This is a genomic window from Bacillus sp. AFS017336 (assembly GCF_002555445.1).
In the GTDB taxonomy this organism is placed as follows: domain Bacteria; phylum Bacillota; class Bacilli; order Bacillales; family Bacillaceae_G; genus Gottfriedia.
The window spans coordinates 21,824-46,018 of the sequence record NZ_NUCO01000031.1 but is presented as its reverse complement, the minus strand read 5'-3'; the positions used below and the strand labels follow the sequence as shown (position 1 = coordinate 46,018).

Sequence of the window (24,195 nt, the reverse complement as noted above, 5' to 3'; positions counted from 1 at the left end):
GCTCCACCCCGCGATAATGTGGATACTATTTTATTAGATCCATGAAGTTTATTTCGTTAAGACCATCCCAATCTCAGGATGTTTATGCAAGTAGCAGCTCGATTGGTATGCTGAAGTTATTACTTCGAAGCATATTCGTTCGTGCTCCACCCCGCGATAATAAAAGTTTATATCATTTTAAAGAAATGGTGGAGGATGACGGGCTCGAACCGCCGACCCCCTGCTTGTAAGGCAGGTGCTCTCCCAGCTGAGCTAATCCTCCGGGATAAAATATTGGTGACCCGTACGGGACTCGAACCCGTGTTACCGCCGTGAAAGGGCGGTGTCTTAACCGCTTGACCAACGGGCCAAAAAAAAATATGGCAGAGAAGAAGGGATTCGAACCCTCGCACCGCGTTAACGATCTACACCCTTAGCAGGGGCGCCCCTTGAGCCACTTGGGTACTTCTCTATAATAATGGCTCCGCAGGTAGGATTCGAACCTACGACCACTCGGTTAACAGCCGAGTGCTCTACCACTGAGCTACTGCGGAAAAATTTAAATCAATTCGTCATGTGCTGCAACATGATGACAAGTATTAATATAAACTATACATATATTCCCTGTCAACACTATTTATAATTGTTTTAACGGACTTTTGCATATTCCACATACAAAGCGCTTTGTGTCTACTTTTCTTTTCCTTAAAAAGTCTTGTCCACACCCAACACAACTGTATTTATATTTATAAGAATGTGTTCTTTTTTTAATTGAATTTAACGGTTTACAGTATCTAGGGGCACCTACTTTTTTTAGTAGGACTTTAAAATCTTTATCTTCGTGTTTATATCCTTTCTTCATAATATGAAGATGATAGTGACACAGCTCGTGTAATATAATTCCCTTTAGCTCTTCGATTCCGTGTTCTTGATAGTATAGTTTATTTAATTCGATATTACTATTATTTAATAAATACCTTCCACCAGAAGTTCTCAATCTAGTATTGAAAGAAGCTTGATGGAGAAATGGCTGTCCGAAATAGGTAATCGATAGGTCTTCTACTAATTTTTGTATCTCCTCATTGTCCATTTATAGATCGCCACCTCTTTTTCTACTTTATTCTAACTAAACAACTCACATTTTTCTGGGTATGTGCATACATTAAACATACAAATGAGAATTTCAAAAGATCTTATTAGTACGATTTATGCTAAATGGGCTGCTCTTAGTAAATCTCTCTACAACGGCGTAATTTTTACTATCCAAAATGAACAATACAGTTATCCTTTTTATACAGTGTATCGGAAGGTTACCCCTCACTCATTTATTTCATCGCCCATCTCAATAGTTAAGATGGGCGAAGATTTTTAAGTTGGAGGTTTTCATCATGGTAATGCCTAGTTGGCTTAAGACTCAAATGCAGAAAGCATTTTATGAAAAAAATCGTTATCAAATAAAGTTATTAAATCAATGTTGGTTTTATTATCAAAAAATTAAGCTTTGACTTTTTCTTTTGCTTCAATTGGCAGCATAGATAAGCCTACTCTTTGTTTCTTTTGATCAACTTCAGCAATCCACACTTTTACTACTTGACCAACTGAAACAACATCTAATGGATGTTTAATAAATTTACTACTCATTCTTGAAATATGAACAAGACCGTCATTCTTTAATCCTATATCTACAAACGCACCAAAATCTACTACATTTCTTACTGTTCCTTCAAGCTCCATGCCTATTTTTAAGTCTTCAATTTGAAGAACATCTTGGCGAAGGATTGGTGCTGCTAATTCGTCTCGTAAATCTCTTTCAGGTTGTGTTAATGAACCTAAAATATCATTCAGTGTAATTAAACCAATATCAAGTTGTTCTGATATTTCTTCTAAGTTTAGCGTCTTTAACTTTTCTTTTAGTTCTTTTGAACCAATTTGATTTGTTGAGAAATTTAATTGCTTTAATAGTTTTTTTACTTGCACATAATTCTCCGGATGAATACTTGTACGATCTAAAGGTTCATCCCCTTCGACAACGCGCAAGAATCCAATACATTGTTCGTATGTTTTTGCACCTAGTCTCGGTATCGTTTTAAGCTCTTTTCGATTTGTAATTTTCCCTTTTTCATCACGATAATTAACGATATTTTTCGCCACCGTTTTGGACAAGCCCGATACATGTTGTAATAGCGAAACTGATGCTGTATTTACATTTACACCTACTTGGTTAACTGATGTTTCAACAACAAACGATAGTGATTCATTCAGACTTTTTTGAGAAACGTCATGTTGGTATAATCCTACGCCAACAGATTTAGGGTCAATTTTAACCAATTCAGCTAACGGATCTTGTAATCGTCTTGCGATTGAAACCGCACTTCTTTCCTCAACTTGGAAATTTGGAAACTCTTCTCGCGCTAGTTCTGAAGCAGAATACACGCTCGCTCCAGCTTCATTTACGATTACATAGTAAATACTATTTTTCATTTCTTTTAGAATTTCAGATATAAATAGCTCAGTTTCACGAGACGCTGTTCCGTTTCCAATTGCTATCATCTCTATTTTATATTTGATAAGAATATCTTTAATTTTTGCAATTGCTTGCTCTCTTTTATTTCTTTGAACTTCTTCTCTTTCACCTTTGAAAGGATGCGGATAAATAACATCAATATTAAGTACTTTACCTGTCTCATCTACAACGGCTAATTTGCAACCTGTACGGAATGCAGGATCAACTCCAAGAACGATTTTTCCTTTTAATGGTGGCTGTAGCAATAGTGAGCGTAAGTTTTCTGAGAAGATATTAATTGCATGAGAATCAGCTTTTTCGGATAATTCCTTACGAATCTCTCTTTCAATTGAAGGTTGAATTAATCGTTTATAAGCATCCTCAACAACTTCTTTTAAAATTGGTCGCACAAAAGTTTCCTTTATCATAACTTTTCTTTCTAAATATGAAATAATTTCATCAAAAGGCGATTGAACTGCAACCCTTAAAATATCTTCTTTCTCCGCACGATTCATTGCTAGTATTCTATGTGGAACAATCCTTGCAATTGGCTCAGAGTATTCATAATACATTTCATAAACTTTTTTCTCGTCTTTATTGGCATCTTTTACAGTACTATCAATTGTTCCTTTTTTAAATGTAACTTCACGAATCCACTTTCGATATGTAGCATCGTCTGCAATCCATTCCGCAATAATGTCTTTTCCACCTTGAATAACTTCATCAGCTGTACTAACTTCAAGTTCAATATTTATGTATTTTAATGCCTCTTCTGCTAACATGCCTTCTTTTGGCATCGAGAATAACCACTCTGCAAATGGTTCTAACCCCTTATCTTTTGCGACCGTAGCACGAGTCCTTCTTTTTTCTTTATATGGTCGGTATAAATCCTCTACTTCTTGTAGCTTTGTTGCTAACGTAATACTTTTACGTAATTCATCAGTCAGCTTTCCTTTTTCATCAATTAAACGGATTACTTCATCTTTTCGTGTTTGAAGATTTACAGCATACTCATATTTCTCCAAGATCGAATGAATTTGAACTTCATCAAGAGAACCCGTCTTTTCTTTTCGGTACCTGGCAATAAAGGGAATTGTATTTCCTTCTTCCTTTAATTCAATGACAGTAGCTACTTGTTTCAAAGTAATAGATAAATCAGATGCTATTTTATTAATCAATTGCTGTGACATAACTTAACGCCTCCAATTTTTGGGAATTATATAAGACCTAAAATAACCCTTTCAAGTCGAAAGGGTTATAAAACATTAATTATAATTTATGTAGATAAAGCTGCTAAAAAAAGCAACTTTAAAAATCAACAAGTCCTAAACTGATTTGCAACGCTTCATCAACCTGATCCATCATCTCATCGTCAAGATGTGTTATCTTATCGGTTAATCGCTGTTTGTCAATCGTTCGAATTTGCTCTAGTAGTATAACCGAATCACGTTCAAATCCATATTTTTTAGCATCGATTTCAACATGTGTTGGAAGCTTTGCTTTTTGGATTTGTGCTGTAATCGCAGCGACTATAACGGTAGGACTAAAACGATTACCGATATCATTTTGTATTATGAGAACCGGACGAACTCCACCTTGTTCCGAGCCAACTACAGGGGAAAGGTCTGCAAAATATACGTCGCCACGTTTTACTATCAAGTGATTACCCCCCGCTAACTAAGCGCTCCACTTTAGAATCCGCTTCAGACTCAGCATAGAATGACTCAGAAGATATTAATAAGTTGATTTTAGCCATTTCCATGTATCCGCGTCGCATATGTTCACGACTTTGGCGTCTTTTACGATCTTTTAAAAACATCTTAGTCGCTTGATAAATATACTCATTTCGATTACCGTTTTCTTGCTTTACTAATCCATCTAGTTCGCTTACTACGTGTTTTGGTAAACGTACTGTTATTTCAGTTGTCGCATTTAGTTCGGACAAGTTTCAGCACCTCCAGAATCAACTATTACCCATATATCTCCCTATACTACATCATACCATTATTTTCAGTGATTGGAAAGACACATATCTTCGTTTATCTTAACCAAATAACGGTGTTTCATACTTTAATACATCAAATTACAATTTATCTGATACTAGATAATTACTGACTGACTTAATATTTCCATTCTTTTTATATACTCTTGGTACCCGATGATTTAGAAGGCAAGTTACTTCATAATTGATTGTATTCATGTGTATAGCCACGTCCTCAGCCGTAACAGCTCCGTCTTTATTTTCTCCTATTAACGTCACTTTTGTACCAACAGGATAATGCTTTGAAAGCTTGATCATACACTGATCCATACAAACTCTACCAACGATTTCTGCCTTTTCACCTTCCACTAGTACAGAAAAGCCTTGCATATCTCTTAGCCATCCATCTGCATAACCAACTGGTAATGTAGCAATCCACTCTGAGTCAGAAGTAAAATACGTTGCTCCATAACTTACACCACTATTCGATGGTAACTGTTTAATATGTGAGATTTTCGTATAAAGCGATAGTGCGGGCTTTAATGTAAATGGCAGCAATGGCTTTATCTCTAAAGATGGAGTTAAACCATACATGATAATTCCAACTCGAACTGTGTTAAATAGGTTAGTTTCTAATGCAGCCGCTGCGCTGTTCGCACAATGAATTAGCTCAGGCGCAAATCCACTACTCTTAACCCATTCGATACATTCATAAAATGTCTTTAATTGCTGATTAAAATAGGATTTATTTAACTCATCGGCAGTAGCAAAATGTGTAAACAATCCTTCTAATTTAATCGATGGATTATCTCGTAAGATCGATGCTGCTCGTTCCCACTCCGATTTTGTCTTTAAGCCTAACCTACCCATCCCGGTATCAAATTTAATATGAATCATTGTACCATCAGTATTTTTTAGATTTTGAGAAATACCTTCTAACCAATCAACATTATATGCTGTTAAAGTTAATTTATGCTCAATTGCGACGTTTATATCCTCTGGTCTAGTTGCACCTAAAACTAAAATTGGTGCTTCTATTCCTGCATTACGCAGAAATATCCCTTCATCAATAAAAGCGACTAATAATCTTGTTGCTCCAGACTTTAATGCTTGTTTAGCTACTTCTACATAACCGTGTCCATATGCATTCGCCTTTAAAGCTACATAAATTTCTTGATGATTTGGGTAAAGCGATACAATATTTTTAATGTTTTCTTCAATTGCATCTAAATCCACTTCTACCCAAGTGTCGCGATAAAATGGTGTTTCTGTCATGATTTACACTTCCTTATCGATTTACCCATTACTCTTTTTATATGTGTTAAATTATTTGCTTATTTTACTATAAATGTCAACCAATATACTACTCATTCATAGTTTATTTGAAATTTAAAAAGGCGTGATAAAGCATCATCACGCCCTTTTAAGTTTGGAAAAAATATTATTTTGTGCCTGTATCTCCGACTGATTGAGCAACTTGAATTAATTCGCTTTGAGTTAAGTTTTTAGAAACAATCGTAAAGTCTGTTCCGCCATATGACCATGTGATCATCTTATCTGATAGTGCCCCTACGGTTTTTCCTAAATCAACTGGTTCACCAGTGATTTCCATTGTTGTACCAGACTCTGTAATCTTCGCTTTTTGCTCAATTAAAGTAAACGATTTTTTATCACCTTTATATGAAAGGATAACTTGAACACCAGTATTAGTTTTTACTTCTTGTTGGTCATCAAGCACTACACCATTCATCAAATAATTAGGGTAAAGTGTAACTAATAAATTAGGATCATTTTCTGGATTAGTTGATGTAGGTACACTTAAACGAGCGCTTGTCATATTTTTCTTCACGTCAAATGCGTCGCTATCAAACTTAGCATTGTATTCTACTTTATCAAATTTAACGTCCAACACTACATTTTTATCTGTATCTAATAATTTTACCGATTCAGGTGTTAAACCTTTTTTATTAAATGTAATTTCTTGTGTTGGGAGTAATTGTCTATTTGTATAATTTGTTTTCGTTTCAAAAACATAGCCTTTTTTAGTTGTTTTAAATGTTGCATTTTTATCCTGTACTAGGTCATTAACCAATGATTCTGGTAAGTATGGCTGACTGCTGTTTGATGGCCAATCACTTTGGAAGCGATAGCTTTTATTTAATGCTGGTGTTAAAACGAATACACCTTCTTTGTTTCTTAAAATAATTTGATTTTGATCGCTCTTAGCATTTTTTAATTGTACACGATAGTAAGAAGGCTTTTTGTGCCAAATGACAACTTCATACTTTTGTGGATCGTTGCCATTATTAATTGTTAATGTTGCATCCGCCTTATAACCATTCATTTTTTCAATCTGATTGCTAAGAGAACCTACTACATCATCTTTCGATTTCGTTCCACATGCAGCTAATGATAGTACTAACATGACAGTCAAAAGCATCGCTACAAGCTTTTTCTTCATTTCCCCAGCTCCTTTGTTCCTCTATTGTAAAAAAAGAGAATCTCATGCAAAGGCAATTGAATAAATGTGCGCGAGTAGCTTAGAAGTTTAATCTTGATTTATTCATGCACGTTGCAACCTTGCTTCTCATATCCTCATAAAACTATATGAGGTCAAGCTTTAAAATATGCAGACTAGCATGACAAGCTAAATTAAAATATTTTTAAAGAAAACGAGCCAAATGGCGAAAAAAGTGCTGTAGTTATGGGGATTTTTCTTCTACGGTGCATTGTTAATTTACAAAAAAAGAACAGCCACTCCATAGATGAGTGACTGCTTGAAAACTGTTTAGATTTGCTGTAAAACCACTTGAGCAGCAGCATAATGTTCAGTATGCGTAATCGATAAAAACGGTATAAATGGTAAATCAACAGTTAAAACAGGCTTACCTTTCTCATCGTTTAAAATTTCAATGTCTTGAAACCCTATCTCTTTTCCAATGCCAGTTCCAAATGCTTTTGAGCAAGCCTCTTTTGCTGCAAATCTGCCTGACAAAAATTCTAATTTTCTACGCTCCGATAAGTTTTTGTATATTCCATATTCTGCTTCAGTCAGAATCCTTTTAGAAAAACGCGGCTGCGAAATAATAATTTCTTTCATTCTTTCGATTTCAACTAAATCCAACCCAATACCTACAATCATATTCCCCCTACTTTCTAAGTACTACGGTTTAAAATAAAAGCTTGCACCATTAATAACCTCAACTGAAGGATGATCTTTCATATCTTCCATTAATTGAAAGAGTGCATTATCTTTTTGTTTTGCTTCAATCATACAATCAATTTGATCAACCGAGCCATATATTTCATTTAAAAACGTAATAAACAGATTCGAATCTACAAAATCGGCATGAGCCCGAATATCTTTCTCATCTCTAGGGCTTGATATATGCATTTTCATTGGTAAACTGGAATCTCTCCACGTATTAACAGCATCGCCCCAACTTTTTACCCAGTCTTCATTTTCATGATTGACTAAGTGATGATGATAGTCAAATACAAGTGGCACGCCTAATTTTTCACAAGCATATAACGTTTCATCAAATGTAAAAGTAGTATCATCATTCTCAAACATTAACATTTTCTGAATGGACGCTGGAACTAAGCTGAAATTTTCGATTAATTGTTCGAGTGATTTTTCTTTATCATCATATCCTCCACCAATATGTAATACACATCTTTGTTCAGGGTTAATTCTCATACCTTTTAATAACTGATAGTGCATTTTCAAGGTTTTAAGAGATGTTTTTAATAAGTCTTCATCTGTAGAGTTTAAAATAACAAAATGATCTGGATGAAAATCAATTCTCATTTCATTAGCAAGTGCAAATTTACCTAACTCAAGCAAACCTTCCTTTAATGGCTTGATATAATTCCAATCTGCCACTTCTTCATGATTCGCTAAAGGAATCAATTTACTACTTAGTCGAAAAAATGATATATCATGTCCCTTATTATGCTTTAGCAATCTTAAGCAGTTGTTAATATTTGTATTAGCAATTTGTTCTAACTTACGAATAGCCGCTTCTTTATCCTTTTGCTTTAAAAACTGTGTAACTGTCATAGTTTTTGAAGGTGAAGCATTTTGTAAGTTCATACTCATTGCAACATACCCAAGTCTTACTAGCATTTTCATTCCAACTCTCATATGTTTTTTAATTAGTGTATGGAATCTATCCAAATTCACACATATAGAAGAGAATAAAATTACAAACAAAAAGGTACATGGATTTTACCATGTACCTTAACTAATAACTTATTTACTGCTGTCTTGTGGTTTACGTTGTCCACCACGGTTGTTATCACGAGGACCTTCGCTACGTTTGTTACGGAAACTTCCGCCACGGTTATCACGGTCTCCACGACGTCCATCTCCACGACGATTATCGCTACGACGTCCATCTCCACCGCCGCTACGTCTATTTTCTCCACGACGGTATCCGCCGCCACCGTTTCCGCCGTTTCCACCGCGTCCGCCACGGTCACGTTTGACCATTGGTGGCTCATCAGTTAAACGAATTGGTGTTTCATTTGGCTCTTTTGTTAACATTTTTAAAGCTGCAGCTACAACACTTACAGAATCATGCTCTTCAAGTAATTCTTCTGCAATACGTTTGTAGAACGCTAAATTATCACTTTCCATAGTCGAAGTTAATTTCTCTGCAATGATACGTTGTTGACTTTCAATTGCTTCGTCTAATGTAGGTGCAGTCATACGTTCCATACGACGCTTAGTTGTACGTTCGATATTTTTTAATTGATTAAACTCACGAGGAGTAATAAATAACATCGCTATACCTGATTTTCCAGCACGACCAGTACGTCCAATTCGGTGAACATAGCTCTCAGGATCTTGTGGAATATCAAAGTTGTATACATGTGTAACGCCAGAAATATCTAATCCACGAGCTGCTACATCAGTTGCAACTAAAACATCAATTGAACCAGATTTAAATTTACGAAGTACTTGCTCACGTTTTGCTTGTGATAAATCACCATGAATACCTTCTGCAGCATAACCACGTAAGTTTAATGCTTCTGATAATTCATCAACACGACGTTTTGTACGACCAAAAATAATTGCTAATTCTGGTGTTTGAATATCTAATAAACGTGTAAGAACGTCAAACTTTTTCTTTTCTTGAACTTCAATAAAATGTTGTTCAATGTTAGGCATTGTAACTTCTTTTGCTTTTACTTTTACAATTTGTGGATTTGTCATGAAAGTTTCTGCAATGCGACGAATTGGATCTGGCATTGTAGCAGAGAAAAGAAGTGTTTGTTTGTTTTCTGGAACTTCTTTTAAGATCGCTTCAATATCTTCAATGAATCCCATGTTTAACATTTCATCCGCTTCATCTAAAACAACTGTATTTACATTGTTTAGGCGAATTGTACGACGGTTAATATGGTCTTGAATACGACCAGGAGTTCCTACAATAATATGTGGGAATTTTTTTAATGAACGCATTTGACGATTAATATCTTGTCCACCGTAAATCGGAAGGATTTTAACACCTTTATTCATACCGATTTTGTGTAATTCTTCGCCAACTTGAATAGCTAGCTCTCGCGTAGGAGCGATAACAAGTCCTTGGACATTGCTACTATCTACATCAATTTTTTCTAGTAATGGAATACCGAAAGCGGCTGTTTTACCAGTACCAGTTTGCGCTTGACCAATTACATCATGGCCTTGTTTTGCTAATGGAATAGTCTGCGCTTGAATTGGTGTAGCTTCCTCGAAGCCTAATTTTTCAATCGCAAACAGGATTTTACTACTTAATCCTAATTCTTGAAATGTTGTCAATTTGGTTAATCTCCTTTGTATCTCAATTGATCTATAAAAATTTAAAATATTATATGTTTCGTGACTGTTCATATGGAAGGTTCGTTTTTAGTGGCAAACAATAGTCCGAAGTATCATGAAAAGGAAACAATATCTACCCATTATACGGACATTCCATCTAAAAAGCAAATGAAGTTATATTCTAACAATTTGACCTTCGAACCTTCTTCTTTACCCCAAGAAACGTTAAATCCTCACTAAAACCCATGGTTTTCAGCCTTTTATTTGCTTTATTACGAATAGTTTTCATATGTTAAATTACGCAAATAAAGATTTCATTTAGAAATTGGACTTGGTTAAGCGTATAGGAAAAGACTTTAATTTCTATGCCTCCTAGCCCATATTTCCATTCATTATATTACTACTGTAGTAACACATTTACAACTTCCTCTAACTTCATACCCCTAGAAGCTTTTACTAACACTAGGTCATTCGGTTGAACTTGTTGTTTTAAGTCTTCAATTAATTTGTTTTTGTCATCAAAACTTTTTACTTTCGAAGAATCCATTTGTTCGAATGCTGAAGTTGCTGCAAACTTACTTAATGGCCCAAAAGTGTATAAAAAGTCAAAATGAAGATTTACAACTTCTTCACCAATTTCTTCATGGAAGGCAATTTCTTGATCACCTAGTTCCAACATGTCGCCAAATACTACAAACTTACGGTCATAACCTTTTAATTCTGAAGCAAACAAAAGGGCAGCTTTCATTGATGTAACACTAGCATTATAAGCATCATTAATAACTGTTAGCCCATTTTCACTTTTTAAAAGTTCCATACGCATTTTTGTCATTTCTAAATTCTGCATACCAGCGTTAATTTCATCCCAAGTTAATGAAAGTTTTCTCGCAACTGCAATTGCTGCCAATGTATTACTAATATTATGTTTGCCTAGTACAGCCAATTTGAAACGAACTTCTTGAGCTTTATTTATTTCGAATTCACTTCCAGCTTCGTTCATTTCAATAAACGTTGGATATACATCATTACTTTCACTAAAACCGAATGTTTCAATAGTATAGATTGAACTTTTGTCTTTTGTACCTTCGATTAATAACGGCTCATCACCATTAATTACAAGTAATCCACTTTTTGATAAACCACTAGCGATTTCAAGCTTCGCCTTTGCAATACCAGCTCTTGAGCCTAACTCTTGCATATGGGACTCACCGATATTTGTAATAATTGCTGCATCAGGCTCAGCTAAATTAGATAAAAACTCAATTTCACCAAAATTACTCATACCCATTTCCAATACAGCAACTTCTGTATCCTCAGCCATCGCTAATACTGTTAAAGGAAGTCCAATATGATTATTAAAGTTTCCTTGTGTTTTATGTACTTTGTATTTTGCTGAAAGAATGCTCGTTAAAATATCTTTTGTGGAGGTTTTCCCATTACTACCTGTAATTCCCACTACTTTACCATTCCACTCTTTTAAATAAGATTTAGCAAGTTTTTGTAGGGCTTCTAATGTGTCATCGACTAAAATAACAGAAGCGTTTGAAGGTACATCGGAAAACGTTCTTGAGCAAAGTACTGCACTAGCACCATTTTCAATCGCTTGAGGTAAAAATTGATGCGCATCGAATTTTTCACCAATAATCGGGATAAATAATTTTCCAGTTAAATCTACACGTGAATCTGTAGAAACTCCATTAATCGTTAAATCTTCCCCTTTTAATTCACTTCCAGGAATCATATTAACGATTTGAGATAAAGTACGCACGATTGACATTGTCACCGACTCCTCTTCTATATAGCATCCATATGAAAACAGTCTGAAAATCAGATTTTTGGACTATCAACAAACTGAAACACTATTCAACCATGAATAGTGTTTTCAATTGTTAAATATTATATTTAATTTGTTGTTTTTGCTCGTAACGTTCGATTGCTAGGTCAATTAATTTTTCAATTAATTTTGGATACGTTACACCTGTAGCCTGCCATAATTGCGGGTACATACTAAATGGTGTAAAACCAGGCATTGTATTAACTTCATTCATTAATACACCACCATCTTCTGTTACAAAGAAATCAGCACGAGTTAAACCTGAACCATCAATTGCTTTGAATGCAACCTCTGCAAAATGTTTAATTTTTTCATATGTTTCAGTCTCAACTGGAGCTGGAATAATTAGACCCGTATCGCTACTCTCATACTTTGCAGCGTAATCATAAAACTCTACCGACGGTTTGATTTCACCGACAACTGAACATTCAACTTGGTCATTACCTAATACGGCAATTTCAATTTCACGCCCAACAATGTTTTCTTCAATAATTATTTTACGGTCAAACTGGAATGCTTCTTCAAATGAAGCGATTAATGCTTCACGGTTCTTAGCTTTTGTAATACCAACACTAGAACCTAAATTAGCTGGTTTAACAAATACAGGATACCCTAATTCTTTCTCTACTTCTTCGTAGCAAGATTCTGCATTTGCTTTCCACTCTGTTTTTAAGAAATGAACATATTTAGCTTGAGGAATCCCAGCTTGAGCAAATAAGTTTTTCATTATTACTTTGTCCATACCAGCCGCTGAAGCTAATACACCGTTACCAACGTAAGGAATATTTAATAGTTCAAGTAATCCTTGAACTGTTCCATCTTCACCATTTGGTCCATGTAATAATGGGAAAATAACGTCAACTGGTCCAGTTGAATCTTGATTTGAAGCTGCAGGAATAATTGATGAAGTTAACGCGACAGGAGCGATTTCATTTACTTGTTGATCTTCATTTGAGAATTTTAAAGCTGCAACGCTTTCTACTTTTCCTTCAATTTGTTTACCTTGTAACCATTCACCTTGTTCTGTTATATAAATTGGATACACATCAAATTTTGTGTGATCTAAAGCAGAAATAACGGCAAAAGCTGTTTGTAATGATACTTTGTGTTCAGCAGATTTACCGCCATATAATAATCCTAACTTAATCTTCATGATGTTCCCCCTACTATTTTTTGCTCTCCCTATTGTACCACTTTATACAAAAGTGTATAAGCTTTTATGGGTAGAAACCTATTTTTCTTTACAACATATGCACCGATAGTCTTTTTGTGATTTTTTAACAACTAAAAAAAGTATAGCGTATTGCGCTATACCAGTCCGGACAAAATCTAAAAACCTTAACTAGAGACGATTCGAAATCATTTGTATATCGAAACATATAATGCTTTATTGAGCTATGCCTTGTTGATTATCTCTCATTGCTACCTTTTCATCTAGTGAACGATACATTACTCCCGAAATAACTACTCCTGTTCCAAGAATGATAAAAAGCCAGATCCCTAATTTTAAATCAAACAAAAAGCCACCTAATAAAGGTCCAAGAAATCCACCGATCGTATATTTCATACTACCAACAGCCATATAAGTTGCCCTTAATTCTTCAGGTGCGATATTCGCCACAAATGTCATTTGAACTGGCGACATGACCATTTCTCCAAATGTGTAGTAAATGAAGATTATTGCCAACAGAACTAGAATCATCCATTTACCTAATCCAACGAAAAGAAATAATGGCGGTGCAAAACCAATCGATAAAATACCTAATCCAAATAAGATCGTACCATAGAACATCGTTTTTCCAATTGAACGATTCGATAAATAACTTGAAATAGGAAATTGAAAAAGGACAACTAGCAATCCATTAAGTGACATTAAAAAAGGATAAGGATTCCATTCTCCGAAATGAGATTTAAAGATTTGTTTAAAATAAAGTGGTAGCATACCTTCAATTTGCGAAAATCCCATTGATATTATGACACCTGTTGCTACATAAAAAAGCAATAATTTATCTGATATAATAATGTTCATAACCTTTTTAAACGGGATTGTTGTTTTGTCTTGCTTTTCTTTAACACTCTTCATTTCTGCAGGGAGTGTTTCTTTTAATAGAATTAATTGAGCAATACTATACAGTCCTAAAGCTGTTGCAGCAATAAAAAATAAACTATCTTTTGAAAAATATACAACTGAACTTCCTAATAATGGACCTATGACAGTACCTACATTACTCCCAACCCTTAATAGTCCATAGGCTTCAGTTCTTTTTTCCGGTTCAGTTACATCGGCTACCATTGCAGAAGCTGCCGGACTAAAAAAAGAGTTACTAATACCTAGTAAAATTGATAAAATTAAAAATGACGTATAACTATCTACTAAAGCAAAAGAAACTAAGATGAGAGATGTTCCAAGCGTTGAAAAGACCATCATCCGTTTCCGACCATATAAATCTGCCAGCCTACCTCCAGCCATCGAACCGAATAAAGATGCTATAGGTGAAATCGACATAATAAATCCTACCTTTAGCATTGAATCGACTTTACCTTCTAAATAAAGTGCAAAAAATGGCATAAGCATCATCATCGCACTACTCGTAATCGTTTCTCCGATAACTCGGATCCATACATTACGATCCATACCTTTTAACTTTTTAAAAAATATCATCCTTTAAAAACACCTCCTAGTGCATCGAAACTACAATATTTAAACATATAGGATGAATGTTAAATTATGTTAAGTTTCTTTATAGATCGATTAGCCAAACTCAAAACAAAAGGGTGCTCAAAATGACCTTTGTCATTGAACACCCACTCTTTTTTATCATCTTAAGCTTGTTCTTTTGAAGAAATTGAGAACATCAATCCCAAAAAAGTACCTAATAAAAATAAGGTTGAACAAGACCCCATCAATACTATGCTCACTGTTAGGCTCACGCCTGTATGTAAGAAACCGCTTCCAGTGAAATATAATAAAAATAGAATAAGACCTATAAAAAAGGCAATACCAGAATATTGAGTATATGTTTCAACGATTTCATGATCAGTTTGCTTCATTATGATTGACCTCCTGTTTCTACTTTTTTGTGAATTGCAATACCTAATTTGTGACAACTTTGTGACACTTTTATATTAACACATTTATTTCGCAATTGTAAATATTTTCAGAAAACTTTTTAAATAATATTTGAGACAAGATTAAGAAAGTAATAATTAGGTTATAAATCAAGCATCACATTTTTAATAAAGAAAAACCGAGATGATTATACATCCCGGTCCATAGCTGATTTCTTATTGTTTTATTTCAGAAAGATACTCTTGTAATTACCAAAACCTTCTTCGTCCATTTTTTCATATGGAACAAATCTTAATGCAGCTGAGTTTATGCAGTAACGGAGTCCCTCAGGTCCAGGTCCATCATCGAAAACATGACCTAAATGTGAATCAGATTCAGCACTTCTCACTTCAATACGCATCATTCCATGGCTATAGTCCTTTTTCTCTTCAACCTCACCTTTTAATATAGGTCTTGTAAAACTTGGCCATCCACAGCCTGAATCAAATTTGTCTAAAGAACTAAACAAAGGAATTCCTGATACGATATCAACATAGATTCCTTTTTCTTTGTGATTCCAGAACTCGTTTCTAAACGGAGGTTCAGTTGCATCTTCTTGTGTAACAGCATACTGAATTGGTGTGAGCTTTTGCTTTAACTCTTCTTGACCAGTTTTCCATTGCTCCTTTAAAAACTTTTGGCGGCCAGACCCTTTAAAGTATAGTTGGTAACGAATCGGATGCTTCTTATAATAATGCTGATGGTATTCTTCTGCTTCATAAAATGGTTTTGCAGGTAATATTTCTGTCACAATTGAATTTTTGAAAACACCACTTTTTTCAAGTTTTTCTTTTGAAGCAATCGCTTGTTCTTTTTGAGTTTCATTATGATAAAAGATTGCCGTTTTATACGAACTACCTCGATCACCAAATTGCCCACCTACATCAGTCGGATCAATTTGTTGCCAAAATAAGTCTAATAGTTTTTCATACGGATATACATCAGCATCAAATGTAATTTGAACTGCTTCGTAATGGCCTGTTAAATGAGTGCACACTTCTTCATATGTTGGATTTTCTTTTTCCCCACCTGTATATCCTGATACAACCTTTATAATTCCGTCCTGTTGATCAAACGGTTTTACCATACACCAAAAACATCCGCCAGCAAATGTAGCCAATTCTGTCCCCATACCTTAACTCCTCCTAATAATTGTCATTAATTAGTATTTACCATATATATAAGTCGATATAAATATTTTTGCTTAAAAAGGCTAATTCTTAACTTGAAAGAATCAATTTTTGTATGTAAACTTATACGATAATTACACAGGAGGAAAGTAATATGTTTGAAGAGTTTAAGAAGTTTGCCCTAAAAGGGAATGTACTTGATTTAGCGGTTGGGGTTATTATTGGTGGAGCTTTTGGTAAGATTGTGTCTTCTTTAGTCGCTGATATTATGATGCCAATTATTGCACTTATCATAGGAAAGGCAAATTTTACAGGGTGGCAATTTAATGGGATTAAGTATGGTACTTTCATCCAGACAGTGATCGATTTCTTTATTATTGCGATATCAGTATTTTTCTTTGTTCGATTAATTAATAGACTTTCATTTAGAAAGAAAGAAATAGAGGAAGCTAAACCTGTCGTTCCTACTAAAGAAGAAACCTTACTTATAGAAATACGAGATTTATTAAAAGTACAAGTTAAAAACCAAAAAGATATAAGCTAAAGCTTATATCTTTTTTATATTTTAAGAGAAAATAAAAAACCTCGTACCATACTAAATATAATACGAGGTTAATAAACTATTAGAATTTTCCGTAGCCTAAGAAGTGAGAGCGAACCCAGCTATTACTTAAGCTGATAATGCTGATTCCGCTGCTTCCAGCATGAACCATTTTATTTCCACCAATGTAAATACCCATATGTGAAGGACCATTAATATAAGTATTTTGTAAGAATACTAGGTCACCAGGTTGTGGAGAGCTTACTTTTGTCGCACTACTCCAATATGTTTTTACATTTCCACGAGAGATGCCATATCCATTATGTGAATATACGTACCAGATGAATCCACTGCAATCGAATCCACTTGGAGAAGTTCCACCAAATACATAAGGAACACCTTGATATTTAAGAGCAAAATCTACAATTCCATTACCTGTTGCAACTGATCCACCATCATCTGATGGTCCAGCATTTGATCCAGAATTAGAATCAGATTTTGAATGTGAGCTTGAGTCTGATTTTGAGTCTGAGCTAGAAGAGTTTGAACTAGTGTTAGTCGCTTGACTATTGTCACTATCATCCTCATTATCATCGCTAGATAATGCTGCTAGTTCTAGAGATTGTTGCTCAAGACGTTGAACTCTTTCATCTTCTTTTGCATTTTCTAGTTCTTTAACAGCCAACTTCAAGTTAGCTTCTGCAGTATCTAATGATTTTTGTTTTTCAGCTTGCGCATTAGAAAGATCACTTTGTTGTGCAACTAAATCTTCTTTTGCTGCTACAAGCGTTGCTTTTTTCTCATCAACAAGTTGTTTTTCTTTTTTAACTTCGTCTTGTTCTGATTGTTGTTCTTTAATGATGTTTTCGTCAGCACTAAATAACGTTGAAATTGAATTTAATCTGTTAAAGAAATCTACAATTCCATCAGAGTTAAATAAGACGTCAGTCACAAGATTTACTTTTGGTTGCTTTTGCATAGCAACTAAACGTTGTTCTAATACTTCATTACGTTTTTCAATTCGATCTTGTAAATATGTAATTCTAGCTTTTTTATCATTGATAAGTTTCTCTGTCTCAGTGATTTCTGCTTTTTTTGCATCTATATTGTTCTTAGTTGTTTTAATTTGAGCATCTATCTTCTTTACTTCGCTGCTTAATTTTTTAAATTGTGATTGGAACTTATCTACTTCAGCTTGCTTTGTTTCTACTTTGCTATCAGCTAATACTGAAGCATTTGGCGCTAATGATAATACTATTGTACTTGCAATTGCTAGCACTGCCAGTTTTTTTCTTAACATTTCAGCGTCTCTCCTCTCGCTAATCTACCTAAGTATTTATACCATAGATTCACGAAGAGAGTCGCAATTGTTACAATATTGTAATATAAATGATAAATATGTCTTTATATGTCGATAAATTATCACAATTTATTGAGGAAAACGAAATAAAACACTTCCATTTATAATGAAAGTGTTTTATCAATCTGTTATTTATCTAATAGAAGAGTTTTCAACATAAACTCTGTCGTTTCTCACTAAATCTTCATATGTTTCACGGCGTACTACTTCTCTTGCCATACCATCTTTAACGAAAACTACCGCTGGACGACGGATACGGTTGTAGTTATTAGCCATAGAGTAACCATAAGCACCAGTACATGACATAGCTAATAGATCATTGTTTTCTACAACTGGTAATTTACAATCCCAGATTAGCATGTCGCCACTTTCGCAACATTTGCCTGCAATAGAGACAACTTCTTTATTTTCATCATTTGCTCGATTTGCAAGCATTGCTTCGTATTTTGATCCGTAAAGAGCTGGACGGATATTATCAGTCATTCCTCCGTCAACAGATACATATTTACGAATTGAAGGTAATGTTTTTGTTGAGCCGATCGTATAAAGTGTTGTTCCTGCTTCTCCAACTATACTACGTCCTGGCTCTAACCATAGCTCTGGTAGTTTATAATCTAGCTCTTCACATTGTTGTTTAATAATCGTGGTAATTGTATCAATATGTTTTGCAACAGCTAAAGGCTCATCTTCGGAAGTATAACGAATTCCAAAGCCTCCACCTACATTTAATATTTCAGCTGTAAAACCTAAATCATTTTTAAGGCCGTTTAAAAAGCTCATTAATACATTGATTGCATGAACAAATCCATCTGGCTCAAAAATTTGTGATCCTATATGTGAATGTATTCCTAATAATTTAAGATTACTTGAATTTAATGAAACTTCAACTGCTTCGTTAGCTTGCCCAGACATGATGTCGAATCCAAATTTAGAATCCTCTTGTCCTGTCATAACATATTCATGTGTGTGTGCTTCAACACCTGGAGTAACACGTAATAAAATTGAAACCTCTTCACCACGTTGCTCAGCCAACGCTTGTAGTACTTCTAATTCAAAGAAGTTATCAACAACGAAACAACCGATTTTTGCATTTAATGCTTCTTCGATTTCTTCAATTGTCTTGTTGTTTCCATGAAAATGAATTTTCTCCGCTGGATAGCCTGCTTGCAACGCTGTATAAAGTTCTCCACCAGATACAACGTCTAAACACAATCCTTCTCTTTCAATTAAACGGGCTTGTTCAACACATAGAAATGCTTTACTCGCGTATGCAACTTGATATTTCATTCCTGTATCTTTTAGAGCTTCAAGGAATTCCCTACATTTTGATTCAATTAATGCTTCATCATAAATGTATAGAGGTGTACCGTAATTTTTAGCTAATTCTACAGTATCACAACCTCCAATTTCTAGATGTCCTTCATTATTAATTCGACTATTACCATGTAAATACATTCATATTCTCCCTTCAAATCCAAATGTAAGATCATTCTAAGAAGCTTCCTTCAATGTATTAGTGTATTAAAAAAGACACATGAAGGATATGTTCATGTGCCTATCGCTTTAAAAAAAGGACTTAGCCAATCACATCTCTTCAATAGCTCTTCACAAACACATGTGACAGTACCACATTTATTCAATGTAGTCCCAGAAATAAAATGTGTGGCAATTTATTTCTTCGGCATTGGATCCTTTCTCATTTCGTCATCGAACCCACAGTTCTCTAAAATGATACTTATATACAATGCAACCTCTACGAATAGACTGTTTTTTTTTATATTAGTCTATGTATAACACAGTCTAAAAATAGATGTCAAACCATTTTTTGAAAAATCTTGTCGATTTATATTTCAATTGCACACACAGCTTTTTCTTTTCAAAATAGTATCTGTATTATAGAATATGTTTTATGCGAGCGAAAAGGTGAATTAAAATGAAAAATCATTTCAATAAAAAAAAATTAAATATAAAAAAAACAAACCACTAACAAATTGTTAGTGGTTTTTCTTTTTTGTTGCCTTATCACAAAACTCTTAACTTAAGTAGAAAAAATTGGACAGGGGTGAATAGATTGCGTTCAAGCAAAATAGCGGCACTTTCAATATGCAGTAACACAATCATCGTTTTATTAAAATTAATAGTAGGAATTTTTACTGGTTCTGTAGCAATCATCTCGGAAGCAATCCACTCATTATTGGATTTAGTTGCTTCAGTAATTGCATTTTTCTCTGTAAAAATATCAAACAGACCTCCTGATGAGGATCATCCATATGGGCATGGTAAATTTGAAAATATTTCGGGTACAGTTGAAACAATCTTAATATTCGTAGCAGGTATTTGGATTATCATTGAATCTGTTGAAAAACTTCTACATCCTTCTCCTATTAAGTTACCTATGATCGGTGTAGTCGTCATGTTAATTGGAGCATTAATCAATTGGAGAGTCGGAAAAATTGTTCAAAAAGTAGGAAATGAAACTCATTCTGTAGCCATGCAATCTAACGCTTTGCATTTATTAACAGATGTCTATTCATCACTAGGGGTTGCAGTAAGTTTAGTCTTGGTAAGTCTTACTGGATGGGAATTTCTTGATGCTTTAATTGGTATTGGAATAGCCATTCATATAATGAAGGAATCGATTGAACTTGGACGTAAATCGTTTACTCCATTGCTTGATACTGGCCTTTCTTCTGATGAATTAGAACAAATCGAAAGAGTATTAAATTCATTTAAATCACAATTTATTGAGTACCATGACTTACGCACGAGACGCTCTGGTGCTGAGGAACACATTGACTTCCACCTAGTATTACCATCAGACATGAGCATTGAAGAAGCACATATATTATGTGACAAAATTGAAGAGGAAATAAAAAATGTGCTAGTCGATCCAAAAATATTAATTCACGTTGAGCCTGAAAATGAAAGAATACAAAAACTTGATATCTTAAATGCAGGAGAAATGCAGAAATTGTAATGAATTCGAAATTAATTGAAGGGCAAGGATAAAATGAATAAAACCACAAGGAAAATTCCTTGTGGTTTTTCTTCATATCAATATTAAATAATAATTTCATCGGAAGTTTGCTCAGGGTCATCCCCTTTTAGTTTTTGAGCTCTCATTGTTACAATTGCATAACCAATTGCCATGATGATGCCAAAAACATATCCTCCAACTGTAAAGATAATCGTGCGTGAGTAATATGCTTTTAATCCGTACGTATCGACCATCCACCATTGTCCAAAAGCAAAGACTATATCTTTAATAATCCATGCTATAAACAAATATTGAAACACCTTAAATAGTGATGGATTTTTAAACAATTTCTTACTTTCTTCACGATCTTGTCCCTGAATTGCTGCAATATCAATCATAAAGTAATATGGTAATGGCTTTTTCATAGCCAATAAAACAAAAAATACTCCAACAAGTGCAAAGTGATAATACACATTATACATAATTAAGTTTTTGGCAGAACCTAAAGCCATTAAATCAACAGCAGTGCTAGCAGTTAAAGTTGAAATAATAAAAATACCAGTTACATTAAACTGTTTTGTATACCAAAAGCGAAATAATGTATATAAAATCCCTGGAACTGTCGGTAAGAGCATTGCCCAATAATCGCTAAAATAATGTTGTAAAACCTTATATAAAACAAGTGGAAATACTAAATACAAAATTAGATCATAAATAATTAAATTACTTTCTTTTTTCATTTAAATAACCTCGTTTTAAAATGACTTAATTTTCAGACCACCATTTTTATAATAGTTACACATGATTATAACAAAAAAATCTAAGAGCACAACCTCTTAGATTTTTATGGAAACAAAATTAACGAATTTACTTACTCTCCAAGTGTTCTCTTTAAACCATTTACTAAGCCCGCATGTAAACCTTCATGAAAGATATTAAAGCTTAGCATATCTCGAATAGTTTTAATTTCAAAATTACCAAGTTTTATCTCTTTTTCAATTACTTCATCTAAACGGCCTTCGTATGTAGAAATCAATTGGTCAGTTTGCTCTTCTAACAATCGAATAATTTCCTCATATGATGGAGGTGCCTCCTGCCAGTCACTTGGTTTACTTCCACCCTTAAAAGAATCGATGAATTCTTTTGATAGTTTGCCAGTATCGCCAGTATTTGCATAAAGTAATTGCTCATAAGCCCCTAATATATGACCAGCATTCCAATGAATATTATTATTAAATCCAGTTGGCACTACACCAACAACTTCATTTGAAACTGATTTAAGAATTTTTAAAGTATAAAACCTTGTAAACTTAAGCTGTTCAAAAATAGAATCTGCCATCTTAATCCCTCCGTATGGTTATCATTATTAAACTTATCGTATCACGAATGAGGGAATTTAAAAATTGTTAGGTTTGGCCATCTCACGATTAAAACTTGTTTTGTCGATAATTAGACGCATTCTAACAATATTTAAGCCGTGTTCACAAAATGTTCGTCCATTTCGATAATTTTTTCTACTCACACAAGTCTTCTTATATTGATCAATCCTGTTTATGAACAAAAGACTCCTGTTTATGCACAAATTTAACAGCTTTATAAACAAAGTACATATTTGCGTATATACCAACAAAAAAAGGAGCCTCAATAGATGAGACATCCCATAAGTGTCCGAATCTAAAATAATACTAGTGATCCTGGACCTGTCAGTAGTAACCCAACCGCTGCTGCTATTATTAACAGATTAAATTCAAAACCGTTCGAACTATTCCAGAATCCATTCTTTAAATGCACTTTCAATACTGCTACTGCCATAACCACAATAATTAACCATGCTCCAACTTCTGTATATACACCAGCCGCTACAAAGAATCCTCCTACGATTTCTGCAACTCCAGTAATAAAAGCAAAGAATGCTCCAGGTTTAATTCCAATTGATTCAAGCCACTGTCCAGTACCTTTTATACCGTAACCGCCAAACCAGCCAAATACTTTCTGAGCGCCATGACCTAATAAAATAATTCCTAAAACAAGTCGAATAATTAATAAACCGTCATCAAGCATATCTCTACCTCATTTCTCTTTAATTTGAGATATTTATTGCTTATTAAATTTTTATTCAATTTTTGACACTTTTATGCCCTTTATTATTAATTTTTAAAAATGAATCAGTTTTCTAATAATTGGCGAATAGAATAATATAACTGAAGATTTTCTACTAAAAAGGAGAGCATAAATCATGAAAAAAGTCGTTCCACTCATTGTAATCGGCTTTTGGATTTTAATGCTACTACTTGCCATCCGATATCATTTATTTCATCTCTCATTGGAGGATATAAAACATTTTATTTCGAATTCCTCCATCAATCCGATGCTATTATTTGTTGCTATTTTTTGCGCCAGAATTTTCCTATTTATTCCTAGCTCAGTATTAATAGTAGTAGGCAGTTTATTTTTTCATCCGTTTGAGACCATACTCTTATCATTAGTTGGTATGGCGATTACTGAATCTATTATTTACTTATTAAGTAGAACTATTTTAAGTGACACGATTCAGCAGTTCATGGAGAATAAATATCCTTCTCTATTTAAAGAAATTATTTCTAATCGAAAGAAATACTTGTTTTTAACAGTTGCAACTCCTCTAGCTCCAACAGACGGTGCATGCTTTATTGCAGCTTCTACTAATATGAAATATTTGTCTTATATCGCAATTGTGTTTGCTGGTAATATTCCAATCGCAGTTCTTTATACTTTATATGGGAACTTTTTGTTAGGCTCGCCATGGACTACAATCTGTATTACCGCTACAATCCTATTGTTGTTTTACATTTATATTTCCTTTAAAAAGAGACAGAAAAAGGATACTCATTTTTCTGCCTAATCAATTAAAGCAAATTTATATTTAAAAATTGTTAATAAATTAATCGATTTTTATATATAAATTAAACTATACTAAGGTTAATTAAAATTCT

23 protein-coding genes, 4 tRNA genes and 1 riboswitch are annotated in these 24,195 nt (G+C 34.0%); of the genes, 4 read left to right on the top strand and 23 right to left on the bottom strand.

Annotation, left to right across the window (positions count from 1 at the left end):
- Nucleotides 1-186: 186 nt before the first annotated feature.
- From CN601_RS18665 to CN601_RS18645, 5 genes are all read right to left on the bottom strand, one after another.
- Nucleotides 187-262, bottom strand: a tRNA-Val gene (locus tag CN601_RS18665).
- A gap of 12 nt (nt 263-274) precedes the next feature.
- Nucleotides 275-349: transfer RNA gene (locus CN601_RS18660), tRNA-Glu, on the bottom strand.
- Nucleotides 350-360: 11 nt separating this feature from the next.
- Nucleotides 361-451: transfer RNA gene (locus CN601_RS18655), tRNA-Ser, on the bottom strand.
- Between the two features lie 7 nt (nt 452-458).
- Nucleotides 459-533: transfer RNA gene (locus CN601_RS18650), tRNA-Asn, on the bottom strand.
- 83 nt (nt 534-616) lie between these two features.
- Complete coding sequence (locus CN601_RS18645) at nt 617-1,069, bottom strand: SprT family protein (protein WP_098171908.1); 453 nt, start codon at nt 1,067-1,069, stop codon at nt 617-619.
- A 304-nt stretch (nt 1,070-1,373) separates the two neighbouring features.
- Between CN601_RS18645 and cmpA the strand changes: the two genes are divergently transcribed.
- Nucleotides 1,374-1,484: a cortex morphogenetic protein CmpA gene (gene cmpA, locus CN601_RS18640; protein WP_088003988.1), complete on the top strand. Its 111-nt coding sequence runs from the start codon at nt 1,374-1,376 to the stop codon at nt 1,482-1,484.
- On the opposite strand, the gene CN601_RS18635 is transcribed toward cmpA, so the two are convergent.
- The 13 genes from CN601_RS18635 to msrA all read right to left on the bottom strand — a co-directional run bounded on the left by CN601_RS18635 (nt 1,474) and on the right by msrA (nt 16,347).
- On the bottom strand, nt 1,474-3,672 hold the full coding sequence (locus tag CN601_RS18635) for a Tex family protein (protein WP_098171907.1): 2,199 nt from the start codon (nt 3,670-3,672) through the stop codon (nt 1,474-1,476). The genes cmpA and CN601_RS18635 overlap by 11 nt on opposite strands.
- Before the next feature lie 118 nt (nt 3,673-3,790).
- Nucleotides 3,791-4,141, bottom strand: coding sequence for a type II toxin-antitoxin system endoribonuclease NdoA (ndoA, locus tag CN601_RS18630; protein ID WP_056476047.1), 351 nt, complete (start codon nt 4,139-4,141; stop codon nt 3,791-3,793).
- Nucleotides 4,142-4,145: 4 nt separating this feature from the next.
- Nucleotides 4,146-4,427 (bottom strand): CopG family ribbon-helix-helix protein, encoded by a 282-nt coding sequence (locus tag CN601_RS18625; RefSeq protein WP_056476050.1) that lies wholly within the window; start codon nt 4,425-4,427, stop codon nt 4,146-4,148.
- Between the two features lie 138 nt (nt 4,428-4,565).
- The gene (alr, locus tag CN601_RS18620) at nt 4,566-5,738 is read right to left on the bottom strand and encodes an alanine racemase (RefSeq protein ID WP_098171906.1); all 1,173 of its coding nucleotides are present in this window, start codon (nt 5,736-5,738) and stop codon (nt 4,566-4,568) included.
- A 166-nt stretch (nt 5,739-5,904) separates the two neighbouring features.
- Nucleotides 5,905-6,924 carry a LolA family protein gene (locus tag CN601_RS18615; protein WP_098120391.1) on the bottom strand — a complete coding sequence of 340 codons (1,020 nt, stop codon included), beginning with the start codon at nt 6,922-6,924 and terminating at the stop codon, nt 5,905-5,907.
- 327 nt (nt 6,925-7,251) lie between these two features.
- Nucleotides 7,252-7,605 (bottom strand): holo-ACP synthase, encoded by a 354-nt coding sequence (acpS, locus tag CN601_RS18610; RefSeq protein WP_098120392.1) that lies wholly within the window; start codon nt 7,603-7,605, stop codon nt 7,252-7,254.
- A 21-nt stretch (nt 7,606-7,626) separates the two neighbouring features.
- A complete protein-coding gene (uvsE, locus tag CN601_RS18605) occupies nt 7,627-8,592 on the bottom strand; it encodes a UV DNA damage repair endonuclease UvsE (RefSeq protein ID WP_098171911.1) in 966 nt (321 codons plus the stop codon).
- Between the two features lie 126 nt (nt 8,593-8,718).
- On the bottom strand, nt 8,719-10,272 hold the full coding sequence (gene cshA, locus CN601_RS18600; protein WP_098120393.1) for a degradosome RNA helicase CshA: 1,554 nt from the start codon (nt 10,270-10,272) through the stop codon (nt 8,719-8,721).
- A gap of 400 nt (nt 10,273-10,672) precedes the next feature.
- Nucleotides 10,673-12,049, bottom strand: coding sequence for a UDP-N-acetylmuramoyl-tripeptide--D-alanyl-D-alanine ligase (locus CN601_RS18595; protein WP_098171905.1), 1,377 nt, complete (start codon nt 12,047-12,049; stop codon nt 10,673-10,675).
- Between the two features lie 112 nt (nt 12,050-12,161).
- Nucleotides 12,162-13,262 (bottom strand): D-alanine--D-alanine ligase, encoded by a 1,101-nt coding sequence (locus CN601_RS18590; RefSeq protein WP_142317368.1) that lies wholly within the window; start codon nt 13,260-13,262, stop codon nt 12,162-12,164.
- Nucleotides 13,263-13,493: 231 nt separating this feature from the next.
- A complete protein-coding gene (locus CN601_RS18585; protein WP_098120396.1) occupies nt 13,494-14,768 on the bottom strand; it encodes an MDR family MFS transporter in 1,275 nt (424 codons plus the stop codon).
- A gap of 161 nt (nt 14,769-14,929) precedes the next feature.
- Nucleotides 14,930-15,157: a hypothetical protein gene (locus CN601_RS18580; protein ID WP_098120397.1), complete on the bottom strand. Its 228-nt coding sequence runs from the start codon at nt 15,155-15,157 to the stop codon at nt 14,930-14,932.
- 242 nt (nt 15,158-15,399) lie between these two features.
- Complete coding sequence (msrA, locus tag CN601_RS18575) at nt 15,400-16,347, bottom strand: peptide-methionine (S)-S-oxide reductase MsrA (RefSeq protein WP_098171903.1); 948 nt, start codon at nt 16,345-16,347, stop codon at nt 15,400-15,402.
- Nucleotides 16,348-16,499: 152 nt separating this feature from the next.
- Between msrA and mscL the strand changes: the two genes are divergently transcribed.
- Nucleotides 16,500-16,889 carry a large conductance mechanosensitive channel protein MscL gene (gene mscL / locus CN601_RS18570; protein ID WP_098171902.1) on the top strand — a complete coding sequence of 130 codons (390 nt, stop codon included), beginning with the start codon at nt 16,500-16,502 and terminating at the stop codon, nt 16,887-16,889.
- A 79-nt stretch (nt 16,890-16,968) separates the two neighbouring features.
- Here the strand turns inward: mscL and CN601_RS18565 are convergent, their stop codons facing one another.
- Together CN601_RS18565 and lysA are read right to left on the bottom strand one after the other, a co-directional pair.
- Nucleotides 16,969-18,186, bottom strand: a complete 1,218-nt coding sequence (locus CN601_RS18565) for a coiled-coil domain-containing protein (protein WP_098171901.1) — start codon at nt 18,184-18,186, stop codon at nt 16,969-16,971.
- Nucleotides 18,187-18,378: 192 nt separating this feature from the next.
- Complete coding sequence (lysA, locus tag CN601_RS18560) at nt 18,379-19,701, bottom strand: diaminopimelate decarboxylase (protein WP_098120401.1); 1,323 nt, start codon at nt 19,699-19,701, stop codon at nt 18,379-18,381.
- Between the two features lie 135 nt (nt 19,702-19,836).
- Nucleotides 19,837-20,010, bottom strand: a riboswitch (Lysine riboswitch).
- Between the two features lie 307 nt (nt 20,011-20,317).
- On the opposite strand from lysA, the gene CN601_RS18555 reads away from it, so the two are divergent.
- Nucleotides 20,318-21,223 carry a cation diffusion facilitator family transporter gene (locus tag CN601_RS18555; protein ID WP_098171900.1) on the top strand — a complete coding sequence of 302 codons (906 nt, stop codon included), beginning with the start codon at nt 20,318-20,320 and terminating at the stop codon, nt 21,221-21,223.
- Between the two features lie 83 nt (nt 21,224-21,306).
- Here the strand turns inward: CN601_RS18555 and CN601_RS18550 are convergent, their stop codons facing one another.
- The 3 genes from CN601_RS18550 to CN601_RS18540 form a co-directional block, all read right to left on the bottom strand.
- Entirely contained in the window at nt 21,307-21,963 is a 657-nt protein-coding gene (locus CN601_RS18550) for a VC0807 family protein (protein ID WP_098171899.1), read from the bottom strand.
- A gap of 131 nt (nt 21,964-22,094) precedes the next feature.
- Complete coding sequence (locus CN601_RS18545; protein ID WP_098171898.1) at nt 22,095-22,562, bottom strand: DinB family protein; 468 nt, start codon at nt 22,560-22,562, stop codon at nt 22,095-22,097.
- 335 nt (nt 22,563-22,897) lie between these two features.
- On the bottom strand, nt 22,898-23,284 hold the full coding sequence (locus CN601_RS18540; RefSeq protein ID WP_098120405.1) for a DoxX family protein: 387 nt from the start codon (nt 23,282-23,284) through the stop codon (nt 22,898-22,900).
- Nucleotides 23,285-23,459: 175 nt separating this feature from the next.
- Between CN601_RS18540 and CN601_RS18535 the strand changes: the two genes are divergently transcribed.
- Nucleotides 23,460-24,104, top strand: a complete 645-nt coding sequence (locus CN601_RS18535) for a TVP38/TMEM64 family protein (protein WP_098171897.1) — start codon at nt 23,460-23,462, stop codon at nt 24,102-24,104.
- Nucleotides 24,105-24,195: the final 91 nt, after the last annotated feature.

Excerpts from the sequence above, each read along its gene's own strand:
- alr (WP_098171906.1), bottom strand. The coding sequence starts at position 5,738 with ATGACAGAAACACCATTTTATCGCGACACTTGGGTAGAAGTGGATTTA.
- CN601_RS18645 (WP_098171908.1), bottom strand. The coding sequence starts at position 1,069 with ATGGACAATGAGGAGATACAAAAATTAGTAGAAGACCTATCGATTACC.
- CN601_RS18585 (WP_098120396.1), bottom strand. The coding sequence starts at position 14,768 with ATGATATTTTTTAAAAAGTTAAAAGGTATGGATCGTAATGTATGGATC.
- CN601_RS18635 (WP_098171907.1), bottom strand. The coding sequence starts at position 3,672 with ATGTCACAGCAATTGATTAATAAAATAGCATCTGATTTATCTATTACT.
- CN601_RS18545 (WP_098171898.1), bottom strand. The coding sequence starts at position 22,562 with ATGGCAGATTCTATTTTTGAACAGCTTAAGTTTACAAGGTTTTATACT.
- CN601_RS18595 (WP_098171905.1), bottom strand. The coding sequence starts at position 12,049 with ATGTCAATCGTGCGTACTTTATCTCAAATCGTTAATATGATTCCTGGA.
- CN601_RS18540 (WP_098120405.1), bottom strand. The coding sequence starts at position 23,284 with ATGCTTGATGACGGTTTATTAATTATTCGACTTGTTTTAGGAATTATT.
- CN601_RS18615 (WP_098120391.1), bottom strand. The coding sequence starts at position 6,924 with ATGAAGAAAAAGCTTGTAGCGATGCTTTTGACTGTCATGTTAGTACTA.
- acpS (WP_098120392.1), bottom strand. The coding sequence starts at position 7,605 with ATGATTGTAGGTATTGGGTTGGATTTAGTTGAAATCGAAAGAATGAAA.
- uvsE (WP_098171911.1), bottom strand. The coding sequence starts at position 8,592 with ATGCTAGTAAGACTTGGGTATGTTGCAATGAGTATGAACTTACAAAAT.
- CN601_RS18580 (WP_098120397.1), bottom strand. The coding sequence starts at position 15,157 with ATGAAGCAAACTGATCATGAAATCGTTGAAACATATACTCAATATTCT.
- CN601_RS18535 (WP_098171897.1), top strand. The coding sequence starts at position 23,460 with ATGAAAAAAGTCGTTCCACTCATTGTAATCGGCTTTTGGATTTTAATG.
- mscL (WP_098171902.1), top strand. The coding sequence starts at position 16,500 with ATGTTTGAAGAGTTTAAGAAGTTTGCCCTAAAAGGGAATGTACTTGAT.
- CN601_RS18550 (WP_098171899.1), bottom strand. The coding sequence starts at position 21,963 with ATGAAAAAAGAAAGTAATTTAATTATTTATGATCTAATTTTGTATTTA.
- CN601_RS18565 (WP_098171901.1), bottom strand. The coding sequence starts at position 18,186 with ATGTTAAGAAAAAAACTGGCAGTGCTAGCAATTGCAAGTACAATAGTA.
- lysA (WP_098120401.1), bottom strand. The coding sequence starts at position 19,701 with ATGTATTTACATGGTAATAGTCGAATTAATAATGAAGGACATCTAGAA.
- cmpA (WP_088003988.1), top strand. The coding sequence starts at position 1,374 with ATGCCTAGTTGGCTTAAGACTCAAATGCAGAAAGCATTTTATGAAAAA.
- msrA (WP_098171903.1), bottom strand. The coding sequence starts at position 16,347 with ATGGGGACAGAATTGGCTACATTTGCTGGCGGATGTTTTTGGTGTATG.